This window comes from Luteimonas mephitis DSM 12574 (assembly GCF_000422305.1).
Taxonomy (GTDB): domain Bacteria; phylum Pseudomonadota; class Gammaproteobacteria; order Xanthomonadales; family Xanthomonadaceae; genus Luteimonas; species Luteimonas mephitis.
In genome coordinates, this window is sequence record NZ_AULN01000018.1 from 94,567 (window position 1) to 118,409 (window position 23,843).

A 23,843-nucleotide genomic window follows, 5' to 3' on the forward strand; every position below is an offset into this window, starting at 1 on the left:
TCAGCTCCGGCTGCCGCGGCGCAGGCCCTGCGCGAACGAGAAATAGGGGACGGCCAGCGCGCCGCGCACCTGCCGCGCGTGGCGGCGCTTCTCCCTGGTCGCGGCGCGCTGGCGCTCGGCTTCGTCCGAGGTGGCTTCGAACGCGGCGCTGAGCGCGGCCTCGGTGGATACCACGGCCGCGAAGCTCACCGCGCTGGCAATGGTTTCGCCGAGCGAGGTGCTTCGGTCGAGCTCGCTTTCCAGCCGGCGGGCGTGCGCTTCGATGTTGCGGGCATGGGCCTCGATGGCCTCGGCATTCGCCTGCGCGTCGGCCTGCACGTCCGCGTGGTCCGTGGCCGCTGTGGTGTCAGCGGCAAGCGCGACTGGCGTGGAGACGTCCTGGCCGGGCAACACGGGGGAGGCGGCGATCAGTGCGAACACCAGCATCAGGCCGGTGGCGCCGAGGCCGAGCATCGAGTTGTGGAGCTTGCGGTTCATGGGGAACGTCCTGCTCTGGGTGATCGGTGTTGTATGTAACTATAACACCAAGACACGCGTTGTCAACGAAATTTGATCACTGTCCGACCCAACTGAAGTCATGGTCCCGGAAAGCGGGCTTGATTCATGATATTTACTTGTATATCAATTGGTTAGAAGTCTTGAGACCAAGCTGCTCGCCCAGGGAGGGGGGGGCCGCCGCGTGATTGATGCGCGCAGGAGTTCCGGAGCGGGATTGCCGGCGGTCCGGAAGTCCGTCATGCGCCGGCGGACATGGCCGGTTGACCTCCGGCCGGACGGGGGAAGTCGCGGGATGTCGCCGGCATTCGTCGGGCGGGCCGATGTCGAGCGGTCTTGCCACCCTGCTTTCGCGACATGTCTGCCTGCGCCCGCGTGCCCGATCGCTCCCGCATCATGAGGCGTCGAAGCGGGGCAACTTCCCGGTTGCCACAAGCGGCACTCACTCCGCCTGTTGCCGCGGTGGAGCGGGGTTGTATGGATATCCCTTCATGACTAGCCAGCGATTGCCCGCATCGGCCCGGCCCGCGACAATAGGCGACTTCGCGCCGCAACCCGCTGGCGCCGTACAGGAGTCGTACCGGATGAAGTCCTTGCTGCGCGGCGTCGCTGCGCTGTTGATTGCACTGGCCGCCCTGCCGGCCTCCGACATCGCCACCGCGCAGGACAAGCAGGTCCTGTCGGGCGAGCGCGAGAAGAGCAGCTACATGGTTGGCATGGACGTGGCCAAGTCGCTCGTGCCGGCCGCGGACGACCTTGACCTGGCATCGTTCGAGCGCGCAGTGCGCAACGGCCTGGATGGCGGCGAGCCGCTGATCGAGGAAAAGGACGCCATCGCAACCGGGCAGGCGCTGATGCAGCGCGTCGCGGCGCGCAGCGGTCGGCCGGTGGCCGGCACGCCGCCGGGCACGCAGCCGCCTGCCGTGGACAAGAACAAGGTGGGGCTGCTGCTCGGTGCCGACATCGGCCGCTCACTGGCCCCGCTGAAGGACGAGGTCGACCTGCCGGTGGTGATGCAGGCGCTGCGCACGGCGCTGGCCGGGGGCAAGACCCTGCTCAGCGACGCCGAGGCCGACAACGTGCGCAAGTCGTTCGGCGAGCGCATGCAGGCCAAGCTGCAGGCCGAAGCCGCCGAGGCCGCGACCCGCAATGCCGCCGAGGGCGAGCGTTTCCTCGCCGCGAACAAGTCGGTCAAGGGCGTGTTCACCACGCCGTCGGGCCTGCAGTACATGGTGCTGCGCCAGGGGGCCGGCGCGCATCCGCGGCCCAGCGACCGGGTCCGCGTCAACTATCGCGGCACCTTGCTCGACGGTACCGTGTTCGACAGCTCCGAGCAGCATGGCGGCCCCGCCGAGTTCGGCCTCAACCAGGTGATCGCCGGCTGGACCGAGGGCGTGTCGATGATGCCGGTCGGCGGCAAGTACCGCTTCTGGATCCCCGCCGATCTGGCCTACGGCAAGCAGGGCAATCCAGCGATCGGCCCGAACTCGACGCTGGTGTTCGATGTCGAACTGCTCGATATCCTCTGACCGCACCAGCCCAGCTGCCAGTTTGACCGCCATCCCTGGCTGCCTGATCCACATCCCCCTTGCCGGCCTGTCGCCGGCATCCGCCGCACAACCCGGAGTTGCCCTGCCATGACATCCCCAACCCGTTTCGCCGTTGCCAGCCTGCTCGCCGCATCGCTGGCGTTCGGTTTCGCCGCCTGCAAGCCGATCGACAACGACGCGAAGAAGGAAGACAAGGCCGCAGCTGCCGGCAACGACGACATCGCCAAGAGCAGCGGGCTGAAGACCGAGAAGGAGCAGGCGAGCTACATGGTCGGCATGTCGGTCGGCAAGTCGCTGGAACCGATCAAGGACGACGTCGATGTAGACACCGTGATCAAGGCGATGAAGACCGTGATGTCCGGCGGCAAGGTGCTGCTGACCGACGAGCAGGCGCAGCAGGTTGCCCAGGCCTTCGACCAGCGCCTGCAGGCAAAGAAGATGGCCGAAGCCGAGGCCGCGGCGAAGAAGAACGCCACCGAGGGCGCGGCCTTCCTTGCCGCCAACGCCAAGAAGCCGGGCGTCAAGACCACCGAGTCCGGCCTGCAGTACCAGGTGCTGACCGAGGGCAAGGGCCCCAAGCCGACCGCCGACGCCATGGTCAAGGTGCATTACAAGGGCGAACTGCTCGACGGCACGGAATTCGACAGCTCGCATGATCGCGGCGAGCCGGCCGTGTTCTCGCTGCAGCAGGTCGCGCCGGGCTGGGCCGAGGGCGTGCAGCTGATGCCGGTCGGCAGCAAGTACAAGCTGTGGATCCCGAGCAAGCTCGGCTATGGCGAGCAGGGCACCCCCGGCGGCCCGATCCCGCCGAATGCGACGCTGGTGTTCGAAGTCGAGCTGCTCGACATCGTCAAGCCCGACGCTGCGGACGCGAAGCACTAACTACCAAGCACCAGGCATCAAGCATCAAGAAGTAAGGAGCACCACCGCATGCGCGTTGCAATCTTCGGAACCGGCTACGTCGGACTCGTCACCGGGACCTGCCTTGCCGAAGTCGGTCACGACGTGGTCTGCGTCGACATCGACCAGGCCAAGGTGGACGGCCTGGACAACGGCATCATCCCGATCTACGAGCCGGGACTGGAATCCATGGTGAAGGCCAACCATGCCGCCGGGCGGTTGCGCTTCACCACCGATGCCGGACAGGCGATCGCGCACGGCGAGGTGATCTTCATCGCTGTCGGCACGCCGCCCGACGAGGACGGCAGTGCCGACCTGCAGTACGTGCTGGCGGTTGCGAAGACCATCGGCAGCCACCTGCGCAAGCCGGCGGTGGTAGTCGACAAGTCGACGGTGCCGGTGGGCACCGCCGACAAGGTGCGTGCGGCGATCGCGGAGTCATTGGCCGAACGTGGCGTGCAGGTCGATTTCGATGTCGTGTCCAATCCCGAGTTCCTGAAGGAAGGCGCGGCGGTCGAGGACTGCATGCGTCCGGACCGCATCGTGATCGGCGCCGACAACCCGGCGGCGGTGGAGAAGCTGCGGCGCCTGTATGCGCCGTTCAACCGCAACCACGAGCGCATCGTCAGTATGGACGTGCGTTCGGCGGAATTGACCAAGTACGCCGCCAACGCGATGCTGGCGACCAAGATCAGCTTCATGAACGAGATCGCGAACATCGCCGAGAAAGTCGGCGCCGACATCGAGATGGTGCGCCAGGGCATCGGCTCGGATCCGCGCATCGGCTGGCACTTCATCTACCCCGGTGCCGGCTACGGCGGCTCCTGCTTTCCCAAGGACGTGCAGGCGCTGGCGCGCACATCGCAGCAGCACGGGCATGCGCCCACGCTGCTGGAGGCGGTGGAGTCCGTCAACGAACGCCAGAAGGGCCATCTGTTCGAACTGATGCTTCGCCATTACGGCGATGCGTCCGCGCTGCGCGGCAGGACCGTTGCCCTGTGGGGGCTGGCGTTCAAGCCGAACACCGACGACATGCGCGAGGCATCCAGCCGGCGCCTGCTGCAGCAACTCTGGGATGCCGGCGCGGCGGTGCGTGCCTTCGACCCCGAGGCGATGGACGAAACCCGTCGCATCTTCGGCGAGCGCGAGGACCTGGCGCTGTGCGAAAGCGCGGACGATGCCCTCGACGGCGCCGAAGCGCTGGTGGTGATCACGGAATGGAAGCAGTTCCGCAGCCCGGATTTCGGCGCGCTGGCGCAGCGGCTCACCGATGCGGTGATCTTCGACGGCCGCAACCTCTACGAACCCGAAGACGTGGAAGCCGCGGGCCTGGCCTACTACGGCATTGGCCGCGGCCGCTCGATCCGCCTCGACTGACCGCCCGATGCCCAGCGAACTGCCCGCACAACTCGAGCAACGCATCGTCGAGCTGGAAACGCGCCTGGCTTTCCAGGAACAGGCGCTGGTCGAACTCAACGACGCGCTTGCCGCCTCGCGCATCGAAGCGGCGGAGAACGCCGAGGTGCTGCGTCGCACGCTCGATGCATTGAAGCAGTCGCGCGGCGAGTTCTATGCCGATCCTTCGGAAGAGCCGCCGCCACCGCACTATTGAGGAGCCGGGATCCGAGATCGGGGATTCGGAAGCGCGCGCGATCCTCGGCGGATTTCAATTCACCCGTCCAGTCGTGTGCCATGCCAGACTCGCAAACGCCGCCTTGATGAATCCCCAATCCCGAACCCCCAATCCCCGCTTCCAATGACCGACTCACTGCGCGACCAACTCCTCGGCCTGGGCTTCAAGCCGGCCCCGAAGCCCGCGAAGCCGCCGCGCGACGACAAGGGAAGGACGGGCGGGCGCGATGGCAAGCCGCCGCTGCACTCGCGTCCTGCAGGGCAGGGGAAGGGGAAGCCGAAAACAAACCCGCGCAAGCCCGGCACGCGCGAGGACATCGACCTGGCCAAGGCCTACGCGATCCGCGCCCAGCGCGAGAAGGACGAGCGGCTGGCCGCCGAGCGCGCCAAACAGGAGCAGGCACGCGAGCGCCGAGAAGCCAAGGCCAGGCTCGCCGCGCTGCTCAAGGACAAGGCGCTCAACGACGCCAGCGCCGACCTCGTGCGCCACTTCGACTATGGCGGCAAGATCAAGCGCATCCACGTCAACGCCGCGCAGCTCAAGGCACTTAATGCCGGCGAGCTTGGCGTGGTCCAGCTCGATGGCCGCTACCTGCTGGTCACCGCCGCGCTGCTGGCCGAGGCCGAGGCGGTGTTCGCGCCTGCCGTGGCGCTGAAGGTCGATCCCGATGCTCCTGCGGCGGATGATCCCTATGCCGATCCGCGCTTCCAGGTACCCGACGACCTGGTCTGGTAAGGCCCCCGACCATCCAATCGCCGGTTGGCCGTTCCGGTAAACGTCCCGCGTTGGACGGAGGATCCAGCGTTTCATTCAGCTTCCTCCACGCGAGGACGGCACATGTATCGCAGCTTCCGCTACTGGGGTTTCCTCAGTTACAGCCACGACGACCGTCGTGACGCGGAACGCTTGCACAAGGCGCTTGAGGCCTATCGCATCCCGGCGCGCCTGGTCGGGCTTGAAGGTCCGTTCGGGCCGGTGCCGGCACGGTTGCTGCCGATCTTCCGCGATCGCGACGAACTCAATGCCGGCGGCCGCTTGGGGCCGGAGGTGGAACACGCGCTGGCGGTGAGTCGTTCGCTGATCGTGCTGTGCACGCCATCCTCGGCCGCATCCTCTTGGGTGGATGCGGAGATCAGCGCCTTTATCCGCTTGCACGAAGAGGGGCCGCTGTTCTGCGTGATCCTGGCCGGCGAGCCGCTGGCGTCGTCGAACGGCCACGGTCCGTCGCTGGAATGCCTGCCGCCGGTCGCGCGTGCGCGCTTCAGCACCGGGGCCGGCCTCGACTTCAACACCCCGGTCGCGGTCGACCTGCGCGAGGATGGCGACGGCTGGCGCCTTGCGGTGCACAAGATCGTGGCTGGCCTGACTGGATTGCCGCTGGACCAGCTGGTGCAGCGCGACGCACAGCGGCGCCATCGGCGCATGGCCTGGCTGTCGCTGGCGTTGATCGCGGTCGCGGTGGTCCTGGGAACGCTGGCCGTGCTTGCCTATCGCGCGCGCGACGAGGCGCGGGAGCAGCGGGCGCAGGCTGAAAGCCTGATCGAATTCATGCTGGTGGACCTGCGCAAGCGCCTCGAGCCGGTGGGGCGGCTGGATGCCCTGGAATCAGTTGGCGAGCGCGCGCTGGCCTATTACGACCGGCAGTCGGTCAAGTCGCTGGATCCCGATTCGCTGGCGCAGCGTGCGCGCGCGCTGCACCTGATCGGCGAGATCGACGACCGCCGTGGCGACATCAAGGCCGCGCGCTCGGCCTTCACGCGGGCGCGCGCCTCCACGGCCGAACTGCTGCTGCGCGAGCCGGACCGGCCGCAACGCATCTACGACCACGCCCAGAGCGTGTTCTGGAATGGCTATACCGACCTGCAGTACGGGGACATCCGTGCGGCCGAGCGTGCATTCCGCGAGTACGCGCGGCTTGCGAACAGGCTCCTTGCCCATGATCCCGAGAACCCCGATTGGCTCACCGAAGTCGGCAGCGCCCACTCCAACCTGGGCACGATGCTGTTCGGACAACTGCGCGCGGGCGACGCGATCCCGCAGTTCACGCAGAGCCTGCGCATCGACCGCAAGCGCGCGATGCTGGCCGATGACGCCGCGCCGGCGCAGCTCGACATCGCCCAGGATCATTCCTGGCTGTCGTCCGCATATTTCGCCAACCACCAGCTCGGGCAAGCCGTCGCCGAGCGCGAAGCCGAACTGGCCGTCTATGAGCGCCTGCAGAAGAAGGCGCCGCGCGACTCGATCCTGCAGTCGCGGCAGATGCTTGCGCACCGCTTCCTGGCCAAGCTGCACCTGGCCGCGGGCGAGGTGGAGCGCGCCAGGAAGGAGCTTGCACGCTCGCTCGAGTTCTCCGACGAACTGCGCGAGCTCGATCCGGACAACCTGGAATGGCAGGAATCGGCCGCGAAGGCGGACGTGATGCTGGCACAGATCGCGCGCATCTCCGGCCGCGGAGAGCGGGCCCGGCAGCACCTCGATGCTGCTGCATCGCTGCTGGACGCACAGTTGCAGCGCGACTCCGTGACCTGGGAATGGCGCGTCGACGTCCAGGAGGAGATTGCGCTCGAGCGGGCGGCGCAGATGCTCGATGCCGATCGCCTGGAGGATGCCGAAGGCGTGCTGGTGGCTTCGCAGCAGCGACTGCGGGAAGCCGCGCTGGACCCGTCGCATGAGGTGCTGACGCTGCGCTACCGGATCTTCAACGAAGCGCTGCAGGCCCGGCTTGACGCAAAGCGCGGCGATGCCGGCGCGGAGCAGGCGCACTGGAGGCAGGTCATCGCGCTGGCCCACGGCCGCGAGCAGCGGATCGATGGCGAGACGACGTTCGTTCTCGCCGATGCCATGCGGGGCGTGCAAAGGGAGCCGGAGGCCAGGCGGCTGCAGTCGACCCTGCTCGCCGCAGGCTACCGGCAGGTTCCGTCAGGTGTGGAGCGCGCCGGCGTGGCGCTCCGGCGCTGAAGGCGCGATGCAAGCGGCATCCGCGGCCGGCACTGCGCCGGCCGCGGATGCCACGGACTGGACGGCGTAGCGCAGGTGCCGGCCAGGACCTGGAAAGAGGACATCCCGCGCAAGGCCGCCCGGGAAGGTGGCGATGTCGTTCCAGCTGCCGGCCGTCGGAAGGCCGCCGGCAGGCCGCGCAACCCAGGGAGCCGGTATTCCCCAACCGAATGAGGATCACGCCATGCCCAGATTCGACGAAGCCCAGTGTCCGGAAGACAGGACCCTCGAGAGTTTTGCCCAGGACCAGATCGTGTTCGTGGATGTGCTTGTCGTGCCGCCCGCCCAGCAGGGCGGCAAGCCCGTGCACAAATTCCGCGCCGGCAAGTACGTCACCGGTGACGGCGATGTCGCCTGCGTTTCCTTCGACAGGTGCCTGCTCATCTTCAAGCTCGTCTGGAGCCCCAAGCACTTCAAGAGCGCGATGTTCACGAAGGGGCCGCCCGATGCGCCGACTGGTTCCGGGGTGCCCGAGCAGGACTGGCCCGCGCTGGTGATCGGCGTGCCCGGTACGGACGGTTGTCCCGAAAGGATGGCGACCCCGCCGTTCCACGACGTGCTCCGCGACACCACCGGGCAGATGGTGTCGGTCATCAACGACAATCCGGGCGGGCCGGGCAAGAACCAGTACGCCTACAAGCTCAACGTGCTGGTGACCGAGCATGACCGGACGCAGCGCCTCGTCTGCATCGATCCGCGCATCATCAACAGGTAGCGCCGCACCGGTGGCGGCCATGCACGATGCCTGCGCCATCCCGCTGATCGTCGGCGTCACCAGCCACCGCGACCTGCGCGAAGACGAACTCGACGGATTGCGCGGGCAGGTTGCAGGGCTGTTCAAGCGGCTTCGCGAAGGATATCCGGACCTTGAACTTACGGTGCTTTCGCCGTTGGCCGAGGGCGGCGACCAGCTGGTTGCCGAAGAGGGGCTGCGCCAGGGCGCGCGGCTGCTGGTGCCGCTGCCGTTGCCGGTCGACATCTACCTGGGCGACTTCCATGGGCAGGCGCAGCGGTCGAACTTCCTCGACCTGCTGGCCCGCGGCGAAGCGTTGCCGCTGCCCCTGCCGGATGACGCCAGCACGGAGGCATTGCGCGAACCCGGCCCGCTGCGCGACCTGCAGTACGCACGCTGCGGGCTGTACGTGGCCGATCACTGCCATCTCCTGCTTGCCCTGTGGGACGGTCGCCCGTCGTCGAGACTCGGGGGCACCGCGCAAGTGGTCGGCTACTACCTGGGCCAGCCCATGCCCGGTGCCGGTGACGCACGCACGCGGGTGCGCAGGGTGCTGGCCAGTGACGACGACAGCCTGGTCTTCCACATCCCGGCCGGGCGGCGGCAGCACCCCGACAACCTGCAGGCGCCCGACGAGCAGCCGGCATGGCTGACCTCGCGCGGCAGCAGTCCCGGCGGCCAGCCCATGCCCGCGGGCTTTCGCACCATTTTCGATCGCCTGCAATCGTTCGCGCGCGACCTGCGCAAGTATCCGGAGATGCAGTCACCCACCGCGGACGCCGACGGCAGCGTGGTGCAACAACTGTTCACGGGGGCCGACCGGCTGGCGGTGCATTTCCGCGGTCGCGTGCTGCTGGCCCTGCGCGTCACCCATGTGATGGTTGCGCTCATGGGTATCGCGCTGCTGCTGTACCAGTACGCAACCGATCCGCGATGGCTGCTGTGGCTGTTCCTTGCCGTGTTCGCAGCCGGGCTGCTGTTGGCCAGGGCTGCGCGTCGACGCGAGTGGCATCGCAAGTACATCGACTACCGCTCGCTGGCCGAAGGGCTGCGGGTGCAATGGTTCTGGCGCCGGGCGGGGATCTCCGCGACCGGCGACCAGAACTTCGCCCACGACAACTTCCTGCAGAAGCAGGACGTGGAACTGGGCTGGATCCGCAACGTCATGCGTTTCGCGGGCCTGCAGGTCACCGGGCCGATTGCCCCCGACGACGTCGTGCGCGTCTGCGACGAGTGGGTGGGCGAGGACGATGGCAGCGGCAGCGGCGGCGCCGAGCTTGGCTGGTACACCCGCCGTGCCCTGGAGCGCAGCCGGCAGGAGCGCATGACCCAGGTGCTGGGCGCGGCGTGCCTGTGGAGCGGGATCGGGATCTGCCTGCTGCTCGCGCTGGCGTGGCCGCGATTGCCGCTGCCGGTGCGCAACGCCCTGGAGATCGCGCTCGGCACGCTGTCGATCATCGCGGCGGTGCGCTCCGCGTATGCATTCCGCAAGGCCGACAAGGAACTGGTCAGGCAGTATCGTTTCATGCAGCGGATCTACCGCAACGCGCGCAACGCGCTGGATGCGTGCACCGACCAACGCCAGCGGCAGGAGATCCTGCAGGTACTGGGCGAAGCCACGCTGGCCGAGCATGCCGAATGGGCGCTGATGCACCGTGAGCGGCCGCTGGAGCACGGGAAGCTTTGAGGGCAGGGATTGGGGATTGGGGATTGGGGATTGGGGATTCGAAAAGGCGGAGGATGGTTTGCTCCTGCTCCAACCCCGAATCCCGAATCCCGAATCCCCGCCTTACTCCGGATCGTAGTCCAGGTTAGACGCCAGCCAGCGTTCGGCCTGCTGCAGTGATGCGCCCTTGCGGCGGGCGTAGTCCGCGACCTGTTCCTTCGACACCCGGCCGACGACGAAGTACTGGCTCTTCGGATGGCTGAAGTAATAGCCGGACACCGCCGCGGTGGGCAGCATCGCGAAACCTTCGGTCAGTTCCATGCCGGCGTTGTCCTCGGCGCCAAGCATGTCGAACAGCTTGCGCTTCTCGCTGTGCTCGGGGCAGGCGGGATAGCCCGGGGCAGGGCGGATGCCGCGGTACTTTTCGGCGATCAGGGCATCGTTGTCGAGCGATTCGTCGGGGGCGTAGCCCCAGAATTCCTTGCGCACGCGCCGGTGCAGGTGCTCGGCGAGCGCCTCGGCCAGGCGGTCGGCCAGCGCCTTGAGCAGGATCGCGTTGTAATCGTCGTGGTCGGCGTGGAAGCGCTCGATGTGCGGGTCGATCCCGAGCCCCGCGGTGACCGCGAACGCGCCGATCCAGTCCTGCCGGCCGCTGTCCTTCGGCGCGATGAAGTCGGCCAGGCAGAAGTCCGGCCGTTCGACCGGCTTGTCGACCTGCTGGCGGAGGAAATTCAAGGTGACGGTTCTTCCTTCGCCCTCCGGGGGAAGGTGGCGCGAAGCGACGGATGAGGGAAAGGACGTTCCAGCTTGCGGATCCCTTCCCGCCGTCTGGTAGTGCGTGCCCTCATCCGCCCTTTGGGCACCTTCTCCCGGAGGGAGAAGGGAAACGACGACGTCGTCGCCCACCGCGTTCGCCGGCCACAGCCCGAACACGGCCTTCGCCGTCAGCCACTTCTCGGCGATGATCCGGTCGAGCATCGCGCGCGCGTCGCGGTACAGCTCGCTGGCCGACTTGCCGACAACATCGTCCTCGAGGATCGCCGGAAACTTGCCCGCCAGCTCCCAGGCCTGGAAGAACGGCGTCCAGTCGATGATCTCGACCAGGTCCTGCAGCGGGTAGTCGTCGAAGACGGTGATCCCGGGCTTGATCGGCGCCGGCGGCGCGTACTCGTCCCAATGGCCGTCGAAGCGCTGCGCGCGCGCCTTGTCCAGCGATACCAGCCGCTTGGCGTCGCCGCGGTTGCGGTGGCGCTCGCGGATCTCGGCGTAGTCGGCTTCGTTGGCAGCGACGAACGGGCCTTTCAGTTCCTTCGAAATCAGCGACTGCGCCACGCCGACCGCGCGCGAGGCGTCCTTCACCCACACCGTCGCCGACTTGTAGTGCGGGTCGATTTTCAGCGCGGTGTGCGCGCGCGAGGTGGTGGCGCCGCCGATCAGCAGCGGGATGGTGAAGCCCCGGCGCTGCATCTCGCGGGCGACGTTGCCCATTTCCTCCAGCGACGGCGTGATCAGCCCGGAGACGCCGATGATGTCGGCGTTCTCGGCAATCGCGGCGTCGAGGATCTTCTGCGCCGGCACCATCACGCCCAGGTCGACCACGTCGAAGTTGTTGCAGGCCAGGACCACGCCGACGATGTTCTTGCCGATGTCGTGCACGTCGCCCTTGACGGTGGCCATCACGATCTTGCCGTTGGACTTGCCGACATCGCCCGTGCGCACCTTCTCGGCTTCGATGAAGGGCAGCAGGTAGGCGACGGCCTTCTTCATCACCCGTGCCGACTTGACCACCTGCGGCAGGAACATCTTGCCGGCGCCGAACAGGTCGCCGACCACGTTCATGCCGTCCATCAGCGGGCCTTCGATCACGTCGAGCGGACGCTCGGACTGCAGCCGCGCTTCTTCGGTGTCGCCCTCGACGTACTGGTCGATGCCATGCACCAGCGCGTGGCTCAGGCGCGCGCGCACGTCCTTCTCGCGCCACGACAGGTCTTCGGCCTGCGACTGGCCCTTCTTGCCCTTGTAGCGTTCGGCCAGCGCCAGCAGCCGCTCGGTGGCGTCGGCGCGGCGGTTGAGGATCACGTCCTCGACGTGCTCGCGCAGTTCCGGGTCGAGTTCGTCGTAGATCGGCATCGCGCCGGCGTTGACGATGCCCATGTCCATGCCGGCGCTGATCGCGTGGTACAGGAACACCGAGTGGATCGCCTGGCGCACCACCTCGTTGCCGCGGAACGAGAACGAAACATTCGAGACGCCGCCGGAGATATGGCAGTGCGGCAGGGTCTTGCGGATGATGCGCGCGGCCTCGATGAAATCGACAGCGTAGTTGTTGTGCTCCTCCATGCCGGTGGCGATGGCGAAGATGTTGGGGTCGAAGATGATGTCCTCGGGCGGGAAGCCCACCTCGTCGACCAGGATCCGGTAGGCGCGGGTGCAGATCTCGACCTTGCGCTCGCAGGTGTCGGCCTGGCCCTGCTCGTCGAACGCCATGACCACGGCCGCGGCGCCGTAGCGCAAGATTTTCTGCGCGTGCTCGATGAACGCCGCTTCGCCTTCCTTCATCGAGATCGAGTTGACCACGCCCTTGCCCTGCAGGCACTTGAGGCCGGCCTCGATCACGCTCCACTTCGACGAGTCCACCATCACCGGGATGCGGGCGATGTCCGGCTCGGAGGCGATCAGGGTGAGGAAGCGCACCATCGCCTTCTCGGAGTCGATCATGCCCTCGTCCATGTTGACGTCGAGGATCTGCGCGCCGTTGGCGACCTGCTGGCGCGCCACCTCGACGGCTTCTTCTAATCGGTCTTCCTTGATCAGCTTCTTGAACTGCGCGCTGCCGGTGACATTGGTGCGTTCGCCGACGTTGACGAACAGCAGTTCGGGGGTGATGACCAGCGGTTCGAGGCCGGACAGCCGGGTATGGCGCGGTGCGGCGCTCATGCTGCTTCCTCCAGCGTTCGCGGCAACCGCCGGGGCGTGATGCCGGCAACGGCTTCGGCGATGGCGCGGATATGGTCCGGCGTGGTGCCGCAGCAGCCGCCGACGAAGTTGAGCAGGCCGGATTCCGCGAATTCCTTCAACGTCGCGGCCATCTCCTCGGGTGTTTCGTCGTACTCGGCAAACGCGTTCGGCAGGCCGGCGTTGGGATGGGCGCTGACGTAGCCCTCTGCGATCCGCGCCAGCGTCTCGACGTGCGGACGCAGGTCCTTCGCGCCCAGCGCGCAGTTGAGCCCCACCGACAGCGGCCGGCCATGCGAGATCGAGGCGTAGAACGCTTCGGCCGTCTGCCCGGACAGGGTGCGTCCCGAAGCGTCGGTGATGGTGCCGGAGATCATCACCGGCAGGCGCCCGCCGCGCGCTTCGAACACTTCCTCGATCGCGAACAGCGCGGCCTTGGCGTTGAGCGTGTCGAAGATCGTCTCGACCATCAGCAGGTTTGCGCCACCATCGACCAGGCCCTCGATCGCCTCGCGATAGGTTTCGCGCAGGGCGTCGAAGCTGGTGTTGCGGAAGCCCGGGTCGTTGACATCGGGGCTGATCGAAGCGGTGCGACTGGTCGGGCCGAGCACGCCGATCACGAAACGCGGCTTGTCGGGCGTCCTGGCTTCGGCAGCGTCGCAGCAGGCGCGGGCGACGCGCGCGCCTTCCTTGTTGAGTTCGTAGACAAGGTGCTGCAGGTGGTAGTCGGCCTGGCTGATCGCGGTGGCGTTGAAGGTGTTGGTCTCGACCAGGTCGGCGCCGGCATCCAGGTACTCGGCATGCACCTGGGCGATCACTTCGGGCTTGCTCAGCAGCAACAGGTCGTTGTTGCCCTTGAGGTCATGGCCACAGCGCGGGCCGTGGTCATGCGCCTGCGCAGGCAAGCGGCTGTCGAAGCCTTCGGCGAAGCGTTCGCCACGGTAGTCGGCTTCCTCGAGGCGGTGGCGCTGGATCATGGTGCCCATCGCACCGTCGATCACGAGAATGCGTTCGGCCAGCGCGGATTCAAGCGCGGCGACGCGCTCCGGCTGCAGCCATGGAAGTTGTTTCATCGTTTCACTCCGAAGCCTTGCTTGCCTCCTTCCCCTTCAAGGGGAAGGCCGGGATGGGGATGGGTTTGATCGGGGCGGACGGGAAACCCATCCCCACCCAACCCTCCCCTCGAAGGGGAGGGCTTTGAATGCCGTGCTGGCGAAGGATGCCGTCACGGCTTTTTCGCGATCAGTGAAATCACCTCGAAATGCGGCGGGCGCTTTTCGCGCGTCACCGTTTCCGCAGTCTGCAGGGCGAGGCCAGCCTTCTCCGCGAAGCGCCGCAGCTCCTTTTCCGTGAAGCCGAGGTTGGCGTGGCCATAGGCCTCGACCACGCTGCGGTGCTCGTGGCGCGCCAGGCTGGACAGCAGCAGGCGGCCGCCGGGGCGCAGTACGCGCGACGCTTCGGCGACGGCTTGCGCCGGCTTGGCGGCATAGGTCAGTGCGTGCATCAGCACCACCAGGTCGAAGCTGCCGGCTTCGAAGGGCAGGGCGTGCATGTCGGCCTCGCGCACCTCGACGTTGCGGTACTGGCGCAGCCGTTCGGCAGCGGCGGAGACCACGCGCTTGCTGCTGTCGATGCAGACGTAGCGATGCGCGTGCGGTGCCAGCAGCTCGGCCAGCACGCCGTCGCCGGAGGCGATGTCGAGCACGTCGCCGGTCTCGAACAGCGGCAGCACCGAGCGCGCCAGCGCTTCCCAGGTGCGGCCGGGCGAATAGTGGCGCTCCATGTCGCCGGCGACCGAGTCGGCCCAGTTCTGGTCGGCCGCGCGCATCGCCAGCACGCCGGCGACGCGTTCGGCGTCCTGGCGCAGCAGCGGGTCGTCGCTGCCGGCGCTCAGCGCCTGCCACAGGCTGCGCTGCGCCGGGTCGAGGGTTGCCTCGTCGAAGCGGTAGTAGGCCGACACGCCTGAGCGGCGGTCGCGCACCAGACCGGCTTCCTTGAGTTTGGCCAGGTGCGTGGACACGCGCGGCTGGGCCAGCTGGGTGATGGCCGAAAGCTCGGCCACGGTCAGCTCCTCGCCCTCCAGCAGCGTCAGCAGGCGCACGCGGGTCGAGTCGGCGAGCACCTTCAGGCGGCTCGACCAGCCTTCGAGATCCATAAATATCTTCCTATCGCGATACAGAGATAAGTGTCCTCCGTGCGCGCGGGAAGGTCAAGCAAGTGCCGGGCGTTGCCCCGAGGGCCTGCGCACTGCGACACGCCGGCGGAGCGTGCCAGGCGGGTACGGGATCGAGCCCGCGGACGGCCATGCCTTCGGCGGGCGGCCAGGGTGTTCCCTTCGGTTCCGCGCGCCCCCCGGCTACAATTCCGCATCTGACTTCATCGCGGAGCGCGCAACGTGGATTTTGGGTTCACCGAAGAGCAGTTGATGATCCAGGACGTTGCGCGGCGCATCGCGCAGGAAAAGGTCGGGCCGAGCGCCGAACACTTCGACCGGAGCGGCGAATTCCCGCTCGAGAACATCCGCCTGCTGGGCGAGAACGGCCTGATGGGCATCGAGGTCCCGGCCGAGTACGGCGGCGCCGGCATGGACCCGGTGGCCTATGTGCTGGCGATGGTCGAGATCGCCGCTGCGGACGCCGCGCATTCGACCATCATGTCGGTCAACAACTCGCTGTTCTGCAACGGCATCCTGACCCACGGCACTGAGGCGCAGAAGCAGAAGTACGTGCGCGAGATCGCCGAGGGCAAGGAAATCGGCGCATTCGCGCTGACCGAGCCGCAGTCCGGCTCCGACGCCACGGCGATGCGCTGCCGCGCGGTGAAACAGGCCGACGGCAGCTTCGTGGTCAACGGCAAGAAGAGCTGGATCACGTCCGGCCCGGTGGCGAAGTACATCGTGCTGTTCGCAATGACCGACCCGGACAAGGGCGCGCGCGGCATCACCGCGTTCATGATCGACACCGCGCGCGACGGGTTCCACCGCGGCAAGACCGAGCCCAAGCTCGGCATCCGTGCATCGGCCACCTGCGAGATCGAATTCACCGATTACGTGGTCAGTGCCGACGAAGTGCTGGGCGAGGAAGGCCAGGGCTTCAAGATCGCGATGGGCGTGCTTGACGCCGGCCGCATCGGCATCGCGTCCCAGGCCGTCGGCATCGCCCGCGCCGCGTACGAGGCCAGCCTGGAGTACGTGCGCGAGCGCAAGGCGTTCGGCCAGCCGATCGGCGCGTTCCAGATGATCCAGGCCAAGATCGCCGACATGAAGTGCAAGCTCGACGCGGCGCTGCTGCTGACCGTGCGCGCGGCGTGGCTGAAGGGGCAGGGCAAGCGTTTCACCACCGAAGCCGCGGTCGCCAAGCTCACCGCCTCGGAAGCGGCGATGTGGATCGCGCACCAGGCGGTGCAGATCCACGCCGGCATGGGCTACTCGAAGGAAATGCCGATCGAGCGTTACTTTCGCGACGCCAAGATCACCGAGATCTACGAGGGCACCAGCGAGATCCAGCGGCTGGTCATCGCCCGCAACGAGACCGGGCTGCGTTGAGCGGAGCGCGCCGACCATGATTCCCAGATCGGACAGAACCGCCTGTCCCGCCTCGCGCGGCCGCGATCGCCGCGAAACCCGGATCGTCGTGCCCGGCCTGGTCAGCCCGCCATCCCCGTCCTGGCCATGTCCCTCCTGGCCTTGTCCTTCCTAGGCCCGGCACGTCCTGCTGCAACGCCTGTGTGGTGAATCCCCACCCTGGGCCCGGCCTGTGCACGGGCTCCCATCCTCGGACACTTCTCCCATGAGTACGCAACGCAAAGCCGCCGCCGCACGCCCGTCCGGGCGCAAGGCCGATGCCACCGGTCAACGCCGCAAGCCCAGCCGCGAAGTCGCGGCGATGCTGGACCCTATTTTCCAGGCGGTCCGCAAGCGCGCCGGCAAGGCCCGCCAGGATGACGCGATCGCATTCGCCGATGCCTTCTACCATCGCCTGACCGCGGACGAACTGCCGCTGCACAGCCCCGACGGCTGGGCGGCGCTGGCGACCGATTTCCTGGATTTCGCCCGCAGCCGCAAGCGCGGCACCGCCAACGTGCGCCTGTTCAACCCGAACATGAAGCAGCACGGCTGGGAATCGCCGCACACCGTGCTGCAGATCGTCAATGACGACATGCCGTTCCTGGTCGACTCGGTGACCATGGCGCTGGCCGAGAAGGGCATCGGCGTGCACGTGCTGGGTCATCCGGTGGTGCCGGTCACCCGCGACAAGGCCGGCAAGCTGGTCGAGGTGGGCAGCGGCAATCCCGAATCGCTGATGCACATGGAGATCGACCGCCAGGCCGGCAACGCCATCGACGACGTGCAGGCCACGTTGCAGTCGGTGCTGGCCGAGGTGCGCGGGATCGTCGCCGACTGGGCGCCGATGCGCGAAAAGATGCTGCAGGTGGCGCAGGAGATCGCGTCGCGCAGGATGCCGGTCGACGAGGCCGGCAGGCGCGAGGCGGAGGAGTTCCTGCGCTGGGCCGCCGACGACCACTTCACCCTGTTCGGCTACCGCGAGTACGCGGTGAAGAAGAAGGGCAAGGAAGAGACCCTGTGCGCGGTGGAAGGCAGCGGCCTGGGCCTGCTGCGGGCGAAGGAAGTCGGCAAGCCGCGCCTGCTCAAGTCGCTGGCCGCGCACTACATGCCGCAGTCGGGCGCGGTCGACGCGCTGATCCTGACCAAGACCAATGCGCGCTCGACGGTGCATCGCCCCGGCTACATGGATTACATCGGCGTGCTCGAGTTCGACGACCAGGGCAAGCCGGTCGGCGAGGAGCGCTTCCTCGGCCTCTACACGTCCAGCGCCTACAACCGCCGGCCGTGGGACATCCCGCTGGTGCGCGAGCGCTTCGAATACGTGATGCGCGAGTCCGGCCTCAAGCCGAACAGCCACAGCGGCAAGGCGCTCAAGCACATCCTCGAATCGCTGCCGCGCGACGAGCTGTTCCAGTCCAGCGAGGAAGAGCTGCTGGCGCTGGCCACCGGCATCCTCGGCCTGCAGGAGCGCGTGCGCAGCAAGCTGTTCCTGCGCCGCGACCGCTACGGCCGCTTCTACTCGGCGCTGGTGTACCTGCCGCGCGACCGCTACAACACCGACCTGCGCATGCGCGTCGAAGCGCTGCTCAGGCACGAGCTGCACGCCGACCACGTCGACACCAACATGCAGGTGGGTGAATCGCCGCTGGCGCAGCTGCACATGATCGTGCGCCCGCGTGCCGGCGAGAAGTTCGAGCTCGACCAGGCGGCGCTGGAGGCCCAGCTGGCCGACATCGTACGCAACTGGCACGACGACCTGCGCGACGCGCTGGTCGCGGCGAACGGCGAGGCGGAAGGACTGGCGCTGGCGGCGCGCTATGGCCGCGCACTGCCCATTGCCTACCTGCAGGAAGCCGGTACCGGGATCGCGGTCGAGGACGTGCGCCAACTCGCCTCGCTGCGCGGGCCCGACGACCTCGCGCTCGCGCTGCACCGGCACCACGCCGGTGCCGGCGGCCTGCGCCTGAAGTTCTATCGCCGGAACAACGACATCCCGCTGTCCGATGCGCTGCCGATGATGGAGAACATGGGCCTGCGCGTGATCACCGAGAACCCGTACCGGCTGTCGATCGACGATACCGCGACCTACCTGCAGGACTTCGAGGTCGAGGCGACGCGCGAGTTCGACATCGACGCGGTCGGCCACGTGTTCGAGGATGCCTTCATGCAGGTCTGGCGCGGCAACGCCGAGAACGACGGCTTCAACCGCCTCGTGCTGGGTGCCGGCCTGGACTGGCGCCAGGTGGCCATGCTGCGCGGCTACTGCAAGTACCTGCTGCAGGTGGGAGTGCCGTTCTCGCAGAGCTACGTGGAAGAAACCTTCGCCCGCTACCCGCTGCTTGCGAGGCTGCTGGTGGAGCTGTTCGAGGCGCGCTTTGATCCTGCCAGGGAGAAGCCGGGCAAGGCGGACGCCGCGGTCGCCGAAAAATTCGCCAGCCAGCTCAAGCAGCTGTGCGGCGACGACGCCGAGGCGTTCAAGACCCTGCAGCCGCTGGTCGAGGCGCGGGGCAAGGCCCGCGACGTGCAGTACGAGGCCGCGCGCACGAAGCTCACGGCGCTGCTCGACCGCGTCGCCAGCCTCGACGAGGACCGCATCCTGCGCAGCTTCATGGGCGTCATCGACGCCACCCTGCGCACCGGGTACTACCAGCGCAACGCCGACGGCAGCGACAAGGGCTACATCGGCTTCAAGTTCGATCCCGAGCGCGTGCCGGACCTGCCCAAGCCGCGCCCGTACCGCGAGATCTTCGTCTACGGCCCGCGCGTCGAAGGCACGCACCTGCGCTTCGGCGCGGTGGCGCGCGGCGGCCTGCGCTGGTCGGACCGGCGCGAGGACTTCCGCACCGAAGTACTGGGCCTGGTGAAGGCGCAGATGGTGAAGAACACCGTGATCGTGCCGGTCGGTTCCAAGGGCGGTTTCTTCGTCAAGCAGCCGCCGGCCGACCGCGACGCGCTGCAGGCCGAGGGCATTGCCTGCTACAAGATGTTCATCAACGGCATGCTCGACGTCACCGACAACCTGGTCGACGGCAAGGTCGTGCATCCGCGCAACGTGGTGCGCCACGACGGTGACGACCCGTACCTGGTCGTTGCCGCCGACAAGGGCACCGCGCGCTTCTCGGACATCGCCAACGGCATTGCCCAGGAACACGGCTACTGGCTCGGCGATGCCTTCGCCTCCGGCGGCTCGGTCGGCTATGACCACAAGGGCATGGGCATCACCGCCCGCGGCGGCTGGGAGTCGGTCAAGCGCCACTTCCGCGCGCTCGGCCACGACTGCCAGAGCGAGGACTTCACCTGCGTCGGCATCGGCGACATGTCCGGCGACGTGTTCGGCAACGGCATGCTGCTGTCGAAGCACATCCGCCTGGTCGCGGCGATGGACCACCGCCACATCTTCGTCGATCCCAACCCGGATTCGGCCAGGTCCTACAAGGAGCGCCAGCGCCTGTTCAAGCTGCCGCGTTCGAGCTGGGACGATTACGACAAGGCGCTGATCAGCAAGGGCGGCGGCGTGTTCCCGCGTTCGGCCAAGTCGATCCCGGTGTCGGCGGAAATGCGCGCCGCGCTCGGACTGGCGGACGGCACCACCACGATGAGCCCCAACGAGCTGATGAGCGCGGTGCTCAAGGCGCCGGTCGACCTGCTGTGGAACGGCGGTATCGGCACCTACGTCAAGGGCGCTGCCGAGACCAACGCCGATGTCGGTGACCGTGCCAACAACGCGATCCGCATCAATGGCGGCGAGCTGCGCTGCAAGATCGTCGGCGAAGGCGGCAACCTGGGCTTCACCCAGCGCGGCCGCATCGACGCGGCCAAGAACGGCGTGCTGCTCAACACCGACTTCATCGACAACTCAGCCGGCGTGGATACCTCGGACCACGAGGTCAACATCAAGATCCTGCTCAACGGCCAGGTGCAGGCGGGCAAGCTGAAGATCGAGGAGCGCAACAAGCTGCTCAAGTCGATGACCGACGAGGTCGCCGGCCTGGTGCTCAACGACAACTACCGCCAGAACCAGGCGCTGAGCCTGATGGAGCGGATGAGCGTGTCGCGGCTGGGCTCCAAGCAGCACTTCATCCAGACGCTCGAATCGCAGGGCCTGCTCGATCGCCAGATCGAATACCTGCCGTCGGACGCCGAGATCGCCGAACGCAAGGCGCGTGGCCTCGGCCTGACCCGGCCGGAACTGGCGATCCTGCTGTCGTACTCCAAGCTGGTGGCGTTCGAACAGCTGGTCCATTCGGACGTGCCCGAGGACCCGTACCTGTCCAAGGAGCTGGTGCGCTACTTCCCCGAGCCGCTGCAGCAGAAGTATGCCAAGGCGATGGAGCAGCACCGCCTGAAGCGCGAGATCATCGCCACGGCGGTGACCAACTCCACCATCAACCGGATGGGCGCGACGTTCCTGATGCGCATGCAGGAAGACAGCGGCCGCAGCCCGGGCGAGGTCGCCAAGGCGTTCACCATCACCCGCGAGACGCTCGACGCTCGCAACCTGTGGGCGCAGATCGACGGCCTCGACAGCAAGGTGCCGGAGGCGGTGCAGATCGACGCGCTGCAGGTGATCTGGTCGCTGCAGCGCTCGATGACGCGCTGGCTGCTGGCGCGTCCGGGTGCAATCCCGGGCATCGCCACGGCCGTGGAGCGCTACCACGACGGCTTCCGCGACATCCGTGCGGGCGAGGCGATCCTTCCCGATTCGCAGCGTCCCGAGTACGAGGCCAGCCTGGCCGAGTGGAAGTCGCGCGGCGTGCCGGCGGACCTCGCCCTGCAGCTGGCGGCGCTGCCGTACCTGGAGCCGTGCTGCGACATCATCGAGGTGGCCCGCGAGCGCAAGCTCAAGCCGGTGGACGTGGCCAGGGTGCACTTCCGCCTCGGCGACGCGCTGCGGCTCCCGTGGCTGGTCCAACAGATCGACCAGTTGCCGGTGGAGGGGCGCTGGCACGCGGTCGCGCGCGGCGTGCTGCGCGACGAACTGGCCGCGCAGCAGCGGGCGCTGGTCGGGCAGGTGCTGTCCGCCCCGGGCAGCGGCGCCGACGCCAAGGTGCGCAGCTGGATCGGGCGCGACGACGCAGCGCTGCGCTTCACGCTGTCGATGCTCAACGAACTGGCAGCGCAGAAGACGCTCGACTACCCGACCGCGTCGGTGGCCGTGCGCAGGCTCGCCCAGCTGACCGCGAACGGTTGATGCGGTGATCCGTGCCGGCGGGCGTGCAAGCCCGCCGGCACGATTCGAACCCGGGACACCGGGCCGCGGGCGCGGCCCGGGTTATGCTCGTGGCACGTCCATGGAGCCGCCGATGACCGCGAATCCGCGTATCGCTTTCCTCGCCAGCCAGACCGACGACGCGCAGGCGGCGTTGGCCGCGCTGTCACGCGCGCACGGGCAGCACCTGCCGGAAGACGCCGACGTGCTGTGCGCGCTGGGTGGCGACGGTTTCATGCTGCAGACGCTGCATCGCCACGGCGGCCTCGGCAAGCCGGTGTACGGCATGAAGCTGGGCAGCGTCGGGTTCCTGATGAACCACTACCGTGCCGAGGACGCGGCGGGCGGGCTGTTCGAGCGCCTCGCTGCCACCGAGCCCGCGGTGCTCAAGCCGCTGGAGATGCTGGCGCAGACCGAGTCGGGTGCCAGCGTCGGCTCACTTGCCTACAACGAGGTGTCGCTGCTGCGGCAGACGCGGCAGGCCGCGCACGTGCGCATCGACCTCAACGGCCAGACCCGGCTCGACGAACTGGTCTGCGATGGCGTGCTGCTGGCGACGCCCGCCGGCAGCACGGCCTACAACTTCTCCGCGCACGGCCCGATCCTGCCGCTGGGGTCGAACGTGGTCGCGCTCACGCCGATCGCCGCGTTCCGCCCGCGGCGCTGGCGCGGCGCGGTGCTCAAGGCCGACACCGAAATCCGCTTCCACGTCGTCGATCCCTACAAGCGGCCCGTGAGCGCGACGGCCGACTCGCACGAGGTGCGCGACGTGGTGGAAGTGACGATCCGCGAGTCGCGCGACCGCACCGTGACCCTGCTGTTCGATCCCGAGCACAACCTCGAGGAGCGGATGCTGGCCGAGCAGTTCACCAGCGGGTGAGCGAACGGCCTTCCGGCTTTCCACGGCAATCGCGGATGTAGGGCGTGGAGCGGATGCGGATGCATCTTGCCGGCATCGCCGCGCCTGCTTGAAGAACCGTAGGACGGGTGGGCGGTTCCTACGCCAACGCGTCCGCCTTCGCCGCGCAGATGAAGTCGTTCTCGCTCAGGCCGCCCACGTCGTGCGTGGAATACCGCACCACGCAGCGGTCGTAGTGCACGCCGAGGTCGGGGTGGTGGTCCTCGCGGTTGGCCATGTGGGCCAGCGCGTTGACGAACGACATCGTGCGGTAGTAGTCCCTGAATCCGAAGGTCTTGCCCAGGGCGTGGCCGTTTTCGAGCAGTTCCCAGCCCGGGACCTGTGGCAGCAGTTCCTGGATGCGGGCCGGGCCGAGCTTGTGCTCGCTGCCCTTGCGCGGGGTGCAATGGGCCTGGGCAAGGGGAATCAGGTCTGTCATGTCGGCTCCTGTCAGTGGCGGGGCGCGATGGCGTGCTGAACGGAAAATGCTCGCCGCGTGGTTCCGCACGGGATTTTACGGAACCGGAACGAACGCGAATCGGCGGGGTCGATAGAATACGCTCCACGGCCGGCAACTTCCGAACCGCGCGGACGCTTCCGCGCGCACGGCCGCACCAGCAGGATGGCAGGCAATGATCGACATTTCACAATCCGCGCAGTCGCACTTCCGCAAGCTGATCGAACGCGAAGCCGTGCCCGGCATGGGCGTGCGGCTGGCGGCCAGGGATCCCGGCACGGCGCGTGCCGACGTTCGGCTGGAGTTTGCCGAACCGGCCGACCTGCACGGCGACGAATGGGCGATCGACTGCGAGGGTTTCACGCTGTGGCTGGATGCCGGCAGCGCGCCTTTCCTCGACGGCGCGCAAATCGACTACACGACCCAGGCCACCGGCGGCCAGCTGCAGATCCGGGCACCGAAGATCAAGGGCGAGGCGCCGGCCGAATCGGCCTCGCTGGTCGAGCGCGTGCGCTGGCTGATCGAACATGAGATCAACCCGCAGCTGGCCCAGCACGGCGGCAACGTGGCGCTGCAGGAGATCACTGCCGACGGCGTGGTGGTGCTGCGCTTCGGTGGCGGCTGCCACGGCTGCGGCATGGCCGACGTCACCCTCAAGCAGGGCATCGAGAAGACCTTGCTGGAGAAGGTGCCGGGCGTGACCGCGGTGCGCGACGCGACCGACCACGACAGCGGCGCGGCGCCGTACATCGCCCGCAGCTCGGCGTGACGCGCTAGCCGCACCA

16 protein-coding genes and 1 pseudogene are annotated in these 23,843 nt (G+C 67.7%); 12 read left to right on the plus strand and 5 right to left on the minus strand.

Features of this window, described 5'->3' with window-relative positions:
* Nucleotides 1-477, minus strand: a complete 477-nt coding sequence (locus H570_RS0108405) for a hypothetical protein (RefSeq protein WP_027080342.1) — start codon at nucleotides 475-477, stop codon at nucleotides 1-3.
* 602 nt (nucleotides 478-1,079) lie between these two features.
* Here H570_RS0108405 and H570_RS0108410 point away from each other — a divergent pair.
* The 8 genes from H570_RS0108410 (at nucleotide 1,080) to H570_RS0108445 (ending at nucleotide 9,995) form a co-directional block, all read left to right on the plus strand.
* Nucleotides 1,080-2,024 (plus strand): FKBP-type peptidyl-prolyl cis-trans isomerase N-terminal domain-containing protein, encoded by a 945-nt coding sequence (locus H570_RS0108410; protein WP_027080343.1) that lies wholly within the window; start codon nucleotides 1,080-1,082, stop codon nucleotides 2,022-2,024.
* 108 nt (nucleotides 2,025-2,132) lie between these two features.
* The gene (locus H570_RS0108415; RefSeq protein WP_027080344.1) at nucleotides 2,133-2,927 is read left to right on the plus strand and encodes an FKBP-type peptidyl-prolyl cis-trans isomerase; all 795 of its coding nucleotides are present in this window, start codon (nucleotides 2,133-2,135) and stop codon (nucleotides 2,925-2,927) included.
* 48 nt (nucleotides 2,928-2,975) lie between these two features.
* Nucleotides 2,976-4,322 carry a UDP-glucose dehydrogenase family protein gene (locus H570_RS0108420; protein ID WP_027080345.1) on the plus strand — a complete coding sequence of 449 codons (1,347 nt, stop codon included), beginning with the start codon at nucleotides 2,976-2,978 and terminating at the stop codon, nucleotides 4,320-4,322.
* Between the two features lie 7 nt (nucleotides 4,323-4,329).
* The gene (locus H570_RS0108425; protein WP_027080346.1) at nucleotides 4,330-4,557 is read left to right on the plus strand and encodes a SlyX family protein; all 228 of its coding nucleotides are present in this window, start codon (nucleotides 4,330-4,332) and stop codon (nucleotides 4,555-4,557) included.
* Between the two features lie 144 nt (nucleotides 4,558-4,701).
* The gene (locus H570_RS0108430) at nucleotides 4,702-5,313 is read left to right on the plus strand and encodes a DUF2058 domain-containing protein (protein ID WP_027080347.1); all 612 of its coding nucleotides are present in this window, start codon (nucleotides 4,702-4,704) and stop codon (nucleotides 5,311-5,313) included.
* Nucleotides 5,314-5,415: 102 nt separating this feature from the next.
* A complete protein-coding gene (locus H570_RS16945) occupies nucleotides 5,416-7,536 on the plus strand; it encodes a toll/interleukin-1 receptor domain-containing protein (protein ID WP_051176242.1) in 2,121 nt (706 codons plus the stop codon).
* A gap of 133 nt (nucleotides 7,537-7,669) precedes the next feature.
* A complete protein-coding gene (locus tag H570_RS0108440; RefSeq protein WP_156899904.1) occupies nucleotides 7,670-8,290 on the plus strand; it encodes a hypothetical protein in 621 nt (206 codons plus the stop codon).
* 19 nt (nucleotides 8,291-8,309) lie between these two features.
* Complete coding sequence (locus H570_RS0108445) at nucleotides 8,310-9,995, plus strand: hypothetical protein (RefSeq protein WP_036135664.1); 1,686 nt, start codon at nucleotides 8,310-8,312, stop codon at nucleotides 9,993-9,995.
* A gap of 102 nt (nucleotides 9,996-10,097) precedes the next feature.
* On the opposite strand, the gene metH is transcribed toward H570_RS0108445, so the two are convergent.
* The 3 genes and pseudogenes from metH to H570_RS0108460 all read right to left on the minus strand — a co-directional run.
* Complete coding sequence (gene metH, locus H570_RS0108450; protein WP_027080350.1) at nucleotides 10,098-12,911, minus strand: methionine synthase; 2,814 nt, start codon at nucleotides 12,909-12,911, stop codon at nucleotides 10,098-10,100.
* Nucleotides 12,908-14,002 (minus strand): homocysteine S-methyltransferase family protein, encoded by a 1,095-nt coding sequence (locus H570_RS0108455; RefSeq protein ID WP_027080351.1) that lies wholly within the window; start codon nucleotides 14,000-14,002, stop codon nucleotides 12,908-12,910. Before H570_RS0108455 ends, metH begins: the two co-directional genes overlap by 4 nt.
* A 155-nt stretch (nucleotides 14,003-14,157) precedes the next feature.
* A pseudogene (locus H570_RS0108460) lies at nucleotides 14,158-15,084 on the minus strand (ArsR/SmtB family transcription factor); the annotation flags it as partial.
* A gap of 240 nt (nucleotides 15,085-15,324) precedes the next feature.
* Here H570_RS0108460 and H570_RS0108465 point away from each other — a divergent pair.
* The 3 genes from H570_RS0108465 to H570_RS0108475 all read left to right on the plus strand — a co-directional run bounded on the left by H570_RS0108465 (nucleotide 15,325) and on the right by H570_RS0108475 (nucleotide 22,583).
* The gene (locus tag H570_RS0108465) at nucleotides 15,325-16,473 is read left to right on the plus strand and encodes an acyl-CoA dehydrogenase family protein (RefSeq protein ID WP_027080353.1); all 1,149 of its coding nucleotides are present in this window, start codon (nucleotides 15,325-15,327) and stop codon (nucleotides 16,471-16,473) included.
* 244 nt (nucleotides 16,474-16,717) lie between these two features.
* Nucleotides 16,718-21,685, plus strand: a complete 4,968-nt coding sequence (locus H570_RS0108470; protein ID WP_084499971.1) for an NAD-glutamate dehydrogenase — start codon at nucleotides 16,718-16,720, stop codon at nucleotides 21,683-21,685.
* A 112-nt stretch (nucleotides 21,686-21,797) separates the two neighbouring features.
* The gene (locus H570_RS0108475; protein ID WP_027080355.1) at nucleotides 21,798-22,583 is read left to right on the plus strand and encodes an NAD kinase; all 786 of its coding nucleotides are present in this window, start codon (nucleotides 21,798-21,800) and stop codon (nucleotides 22,581-22,583) included.
* Nucleotides 22,584-22,701: 118 nt separating this feature from the next.
* On the opposite strand, the gene H570_RS0108480 is transcribed toward H570_RS0108475, so the two are convergent.
* A complete protein-coding gene (locus tag H570_RS0108480) occupies nucleotides 22,702-23,040 on the minus strand; it encodes a 4a-hydroxytetrahydrobiopterin dehydratase (protein ID WP_027080356.1) in 339 nt (112 codons plus the stop codon).
* Between the two features lie 193 nt (nucleotides 23,041-23,233).
* Between H570_RS0108480 and H570_RS0108485 the strand changes: the two genes are divergently transcribed.
* Nucleotides 23,234-23,827 (plus strand): NfuA family Fe-S biogenesis protein, encoded by a 594-nt coding sequence (locus tag H570_RS0108485; protein WP_027080357.1) that lies wholly within the window; start codon nucleotides 23,234-23,236, stop codon nucleotides 23,825-23,827.
* Nucleotides 23,828-23,843: the final 16 nt, after the last annotated feature.

Coding starts and splice junctions, on each gene's coding strand:
- H570_RS0108405 (WP_027080342.1), bottom strand. CDS start 477: ATGAACCGCAAGCTCCACAACTCGATGCTCGGCCTCGGCGCCACCGGC.
- H570_RS0108410 (WP_027080343.1), top strand. CDS start 1,080: ATGAAGTCCTTGCTGCGCGGCGTCGCTGCGCTGTTGATTGCACTGGCC.
- H570_RS0108415 (WP_027080344.1), top strand. CDS start 2,133: ATGACATCCCCAACCCGTTTCGCCGTTGCCAGCCTGCTCGCCGCATCG.
- H570_RS0108420 (WP_027080345.1), top strand. CDS start 2,976: ATGCGCGTTGCAATCTTCGGAACCGGCTACGTCGGACTCGTCACCGGG.
- H570_RS0108425 (WP_027080346.1), top strand. CDS start 4,330: ATGCCCAGCGAACTGCCCGCACAACTCGAGCAACGCATCGTCGAGCTG.
- H570_RS0108430 (WP_027080347.1), top strand. CDS start 4,702: ATGACCGACTCACTGCGCGACCAACTCCTCGGCCTGGGCTTCAAGCCG.
- H570_RS16945 (WP_051176242.1), top strand. CDS start 5,416: ATGTATCGCAGCTTCCGCTACTGGGGTTTCCTCAGTTACAGCCACGAC.
- H570_RS0108440 (WP_156899904.1), top strand. CDS start 7,670: ATGTCGTTCCAGCTGCCGGCCGTCGGAAGGCCGCCGGCAGGCCGCGCA.
- H570_RS0108445 (WP_036135664.1), top strand. CDS start 8,310: ATGCACGATGCCTGCGCCATCCCGCTGATCGTCGGCGTCACCAGCCAC.
- metH (WP_027080350.1), bottom strand. CDS start 12,911: ATGAGCGCCGCACCGCGCCATACCCGGCTGTCCGGCCTCGAACCGCTG.
- H570_RS0108455 (WP_027080351.1), bottom strand. CDS start 14,002: ATGAAACAACTTCCATGGCTGCAGCCGGAGCGCGTCGCCGCGCTTGAA.
- H570_RS0108470 (WP_084499971.1), top strand. CDS start 16,718: ATGAGTACGCAACGCAAAGCCGCCGCCGCACGCCCGTCCGGGCGCAAG.
- H570_RS0108475 (WP_027080355.1), top strand. CDS start 21,798: ATGACCGCGAATCCGCGTATCGCTTTCCTCGCCAGCCAGACCGACGAC.
- H570_RS0108480 (WP_027080356.1), bottom strand. CDS start 23,040: ATGACAGACCTGATTCCCCTTGCCCAGGCCCATTGCACCCCGCGCAAG.
- H570_RS0108485 (WP_027080357.1), top strand. CDS start 23,234: ATGATCGACATTTCACAATCCGCGCAGTCGCACTTCCGCAAGCTGATC.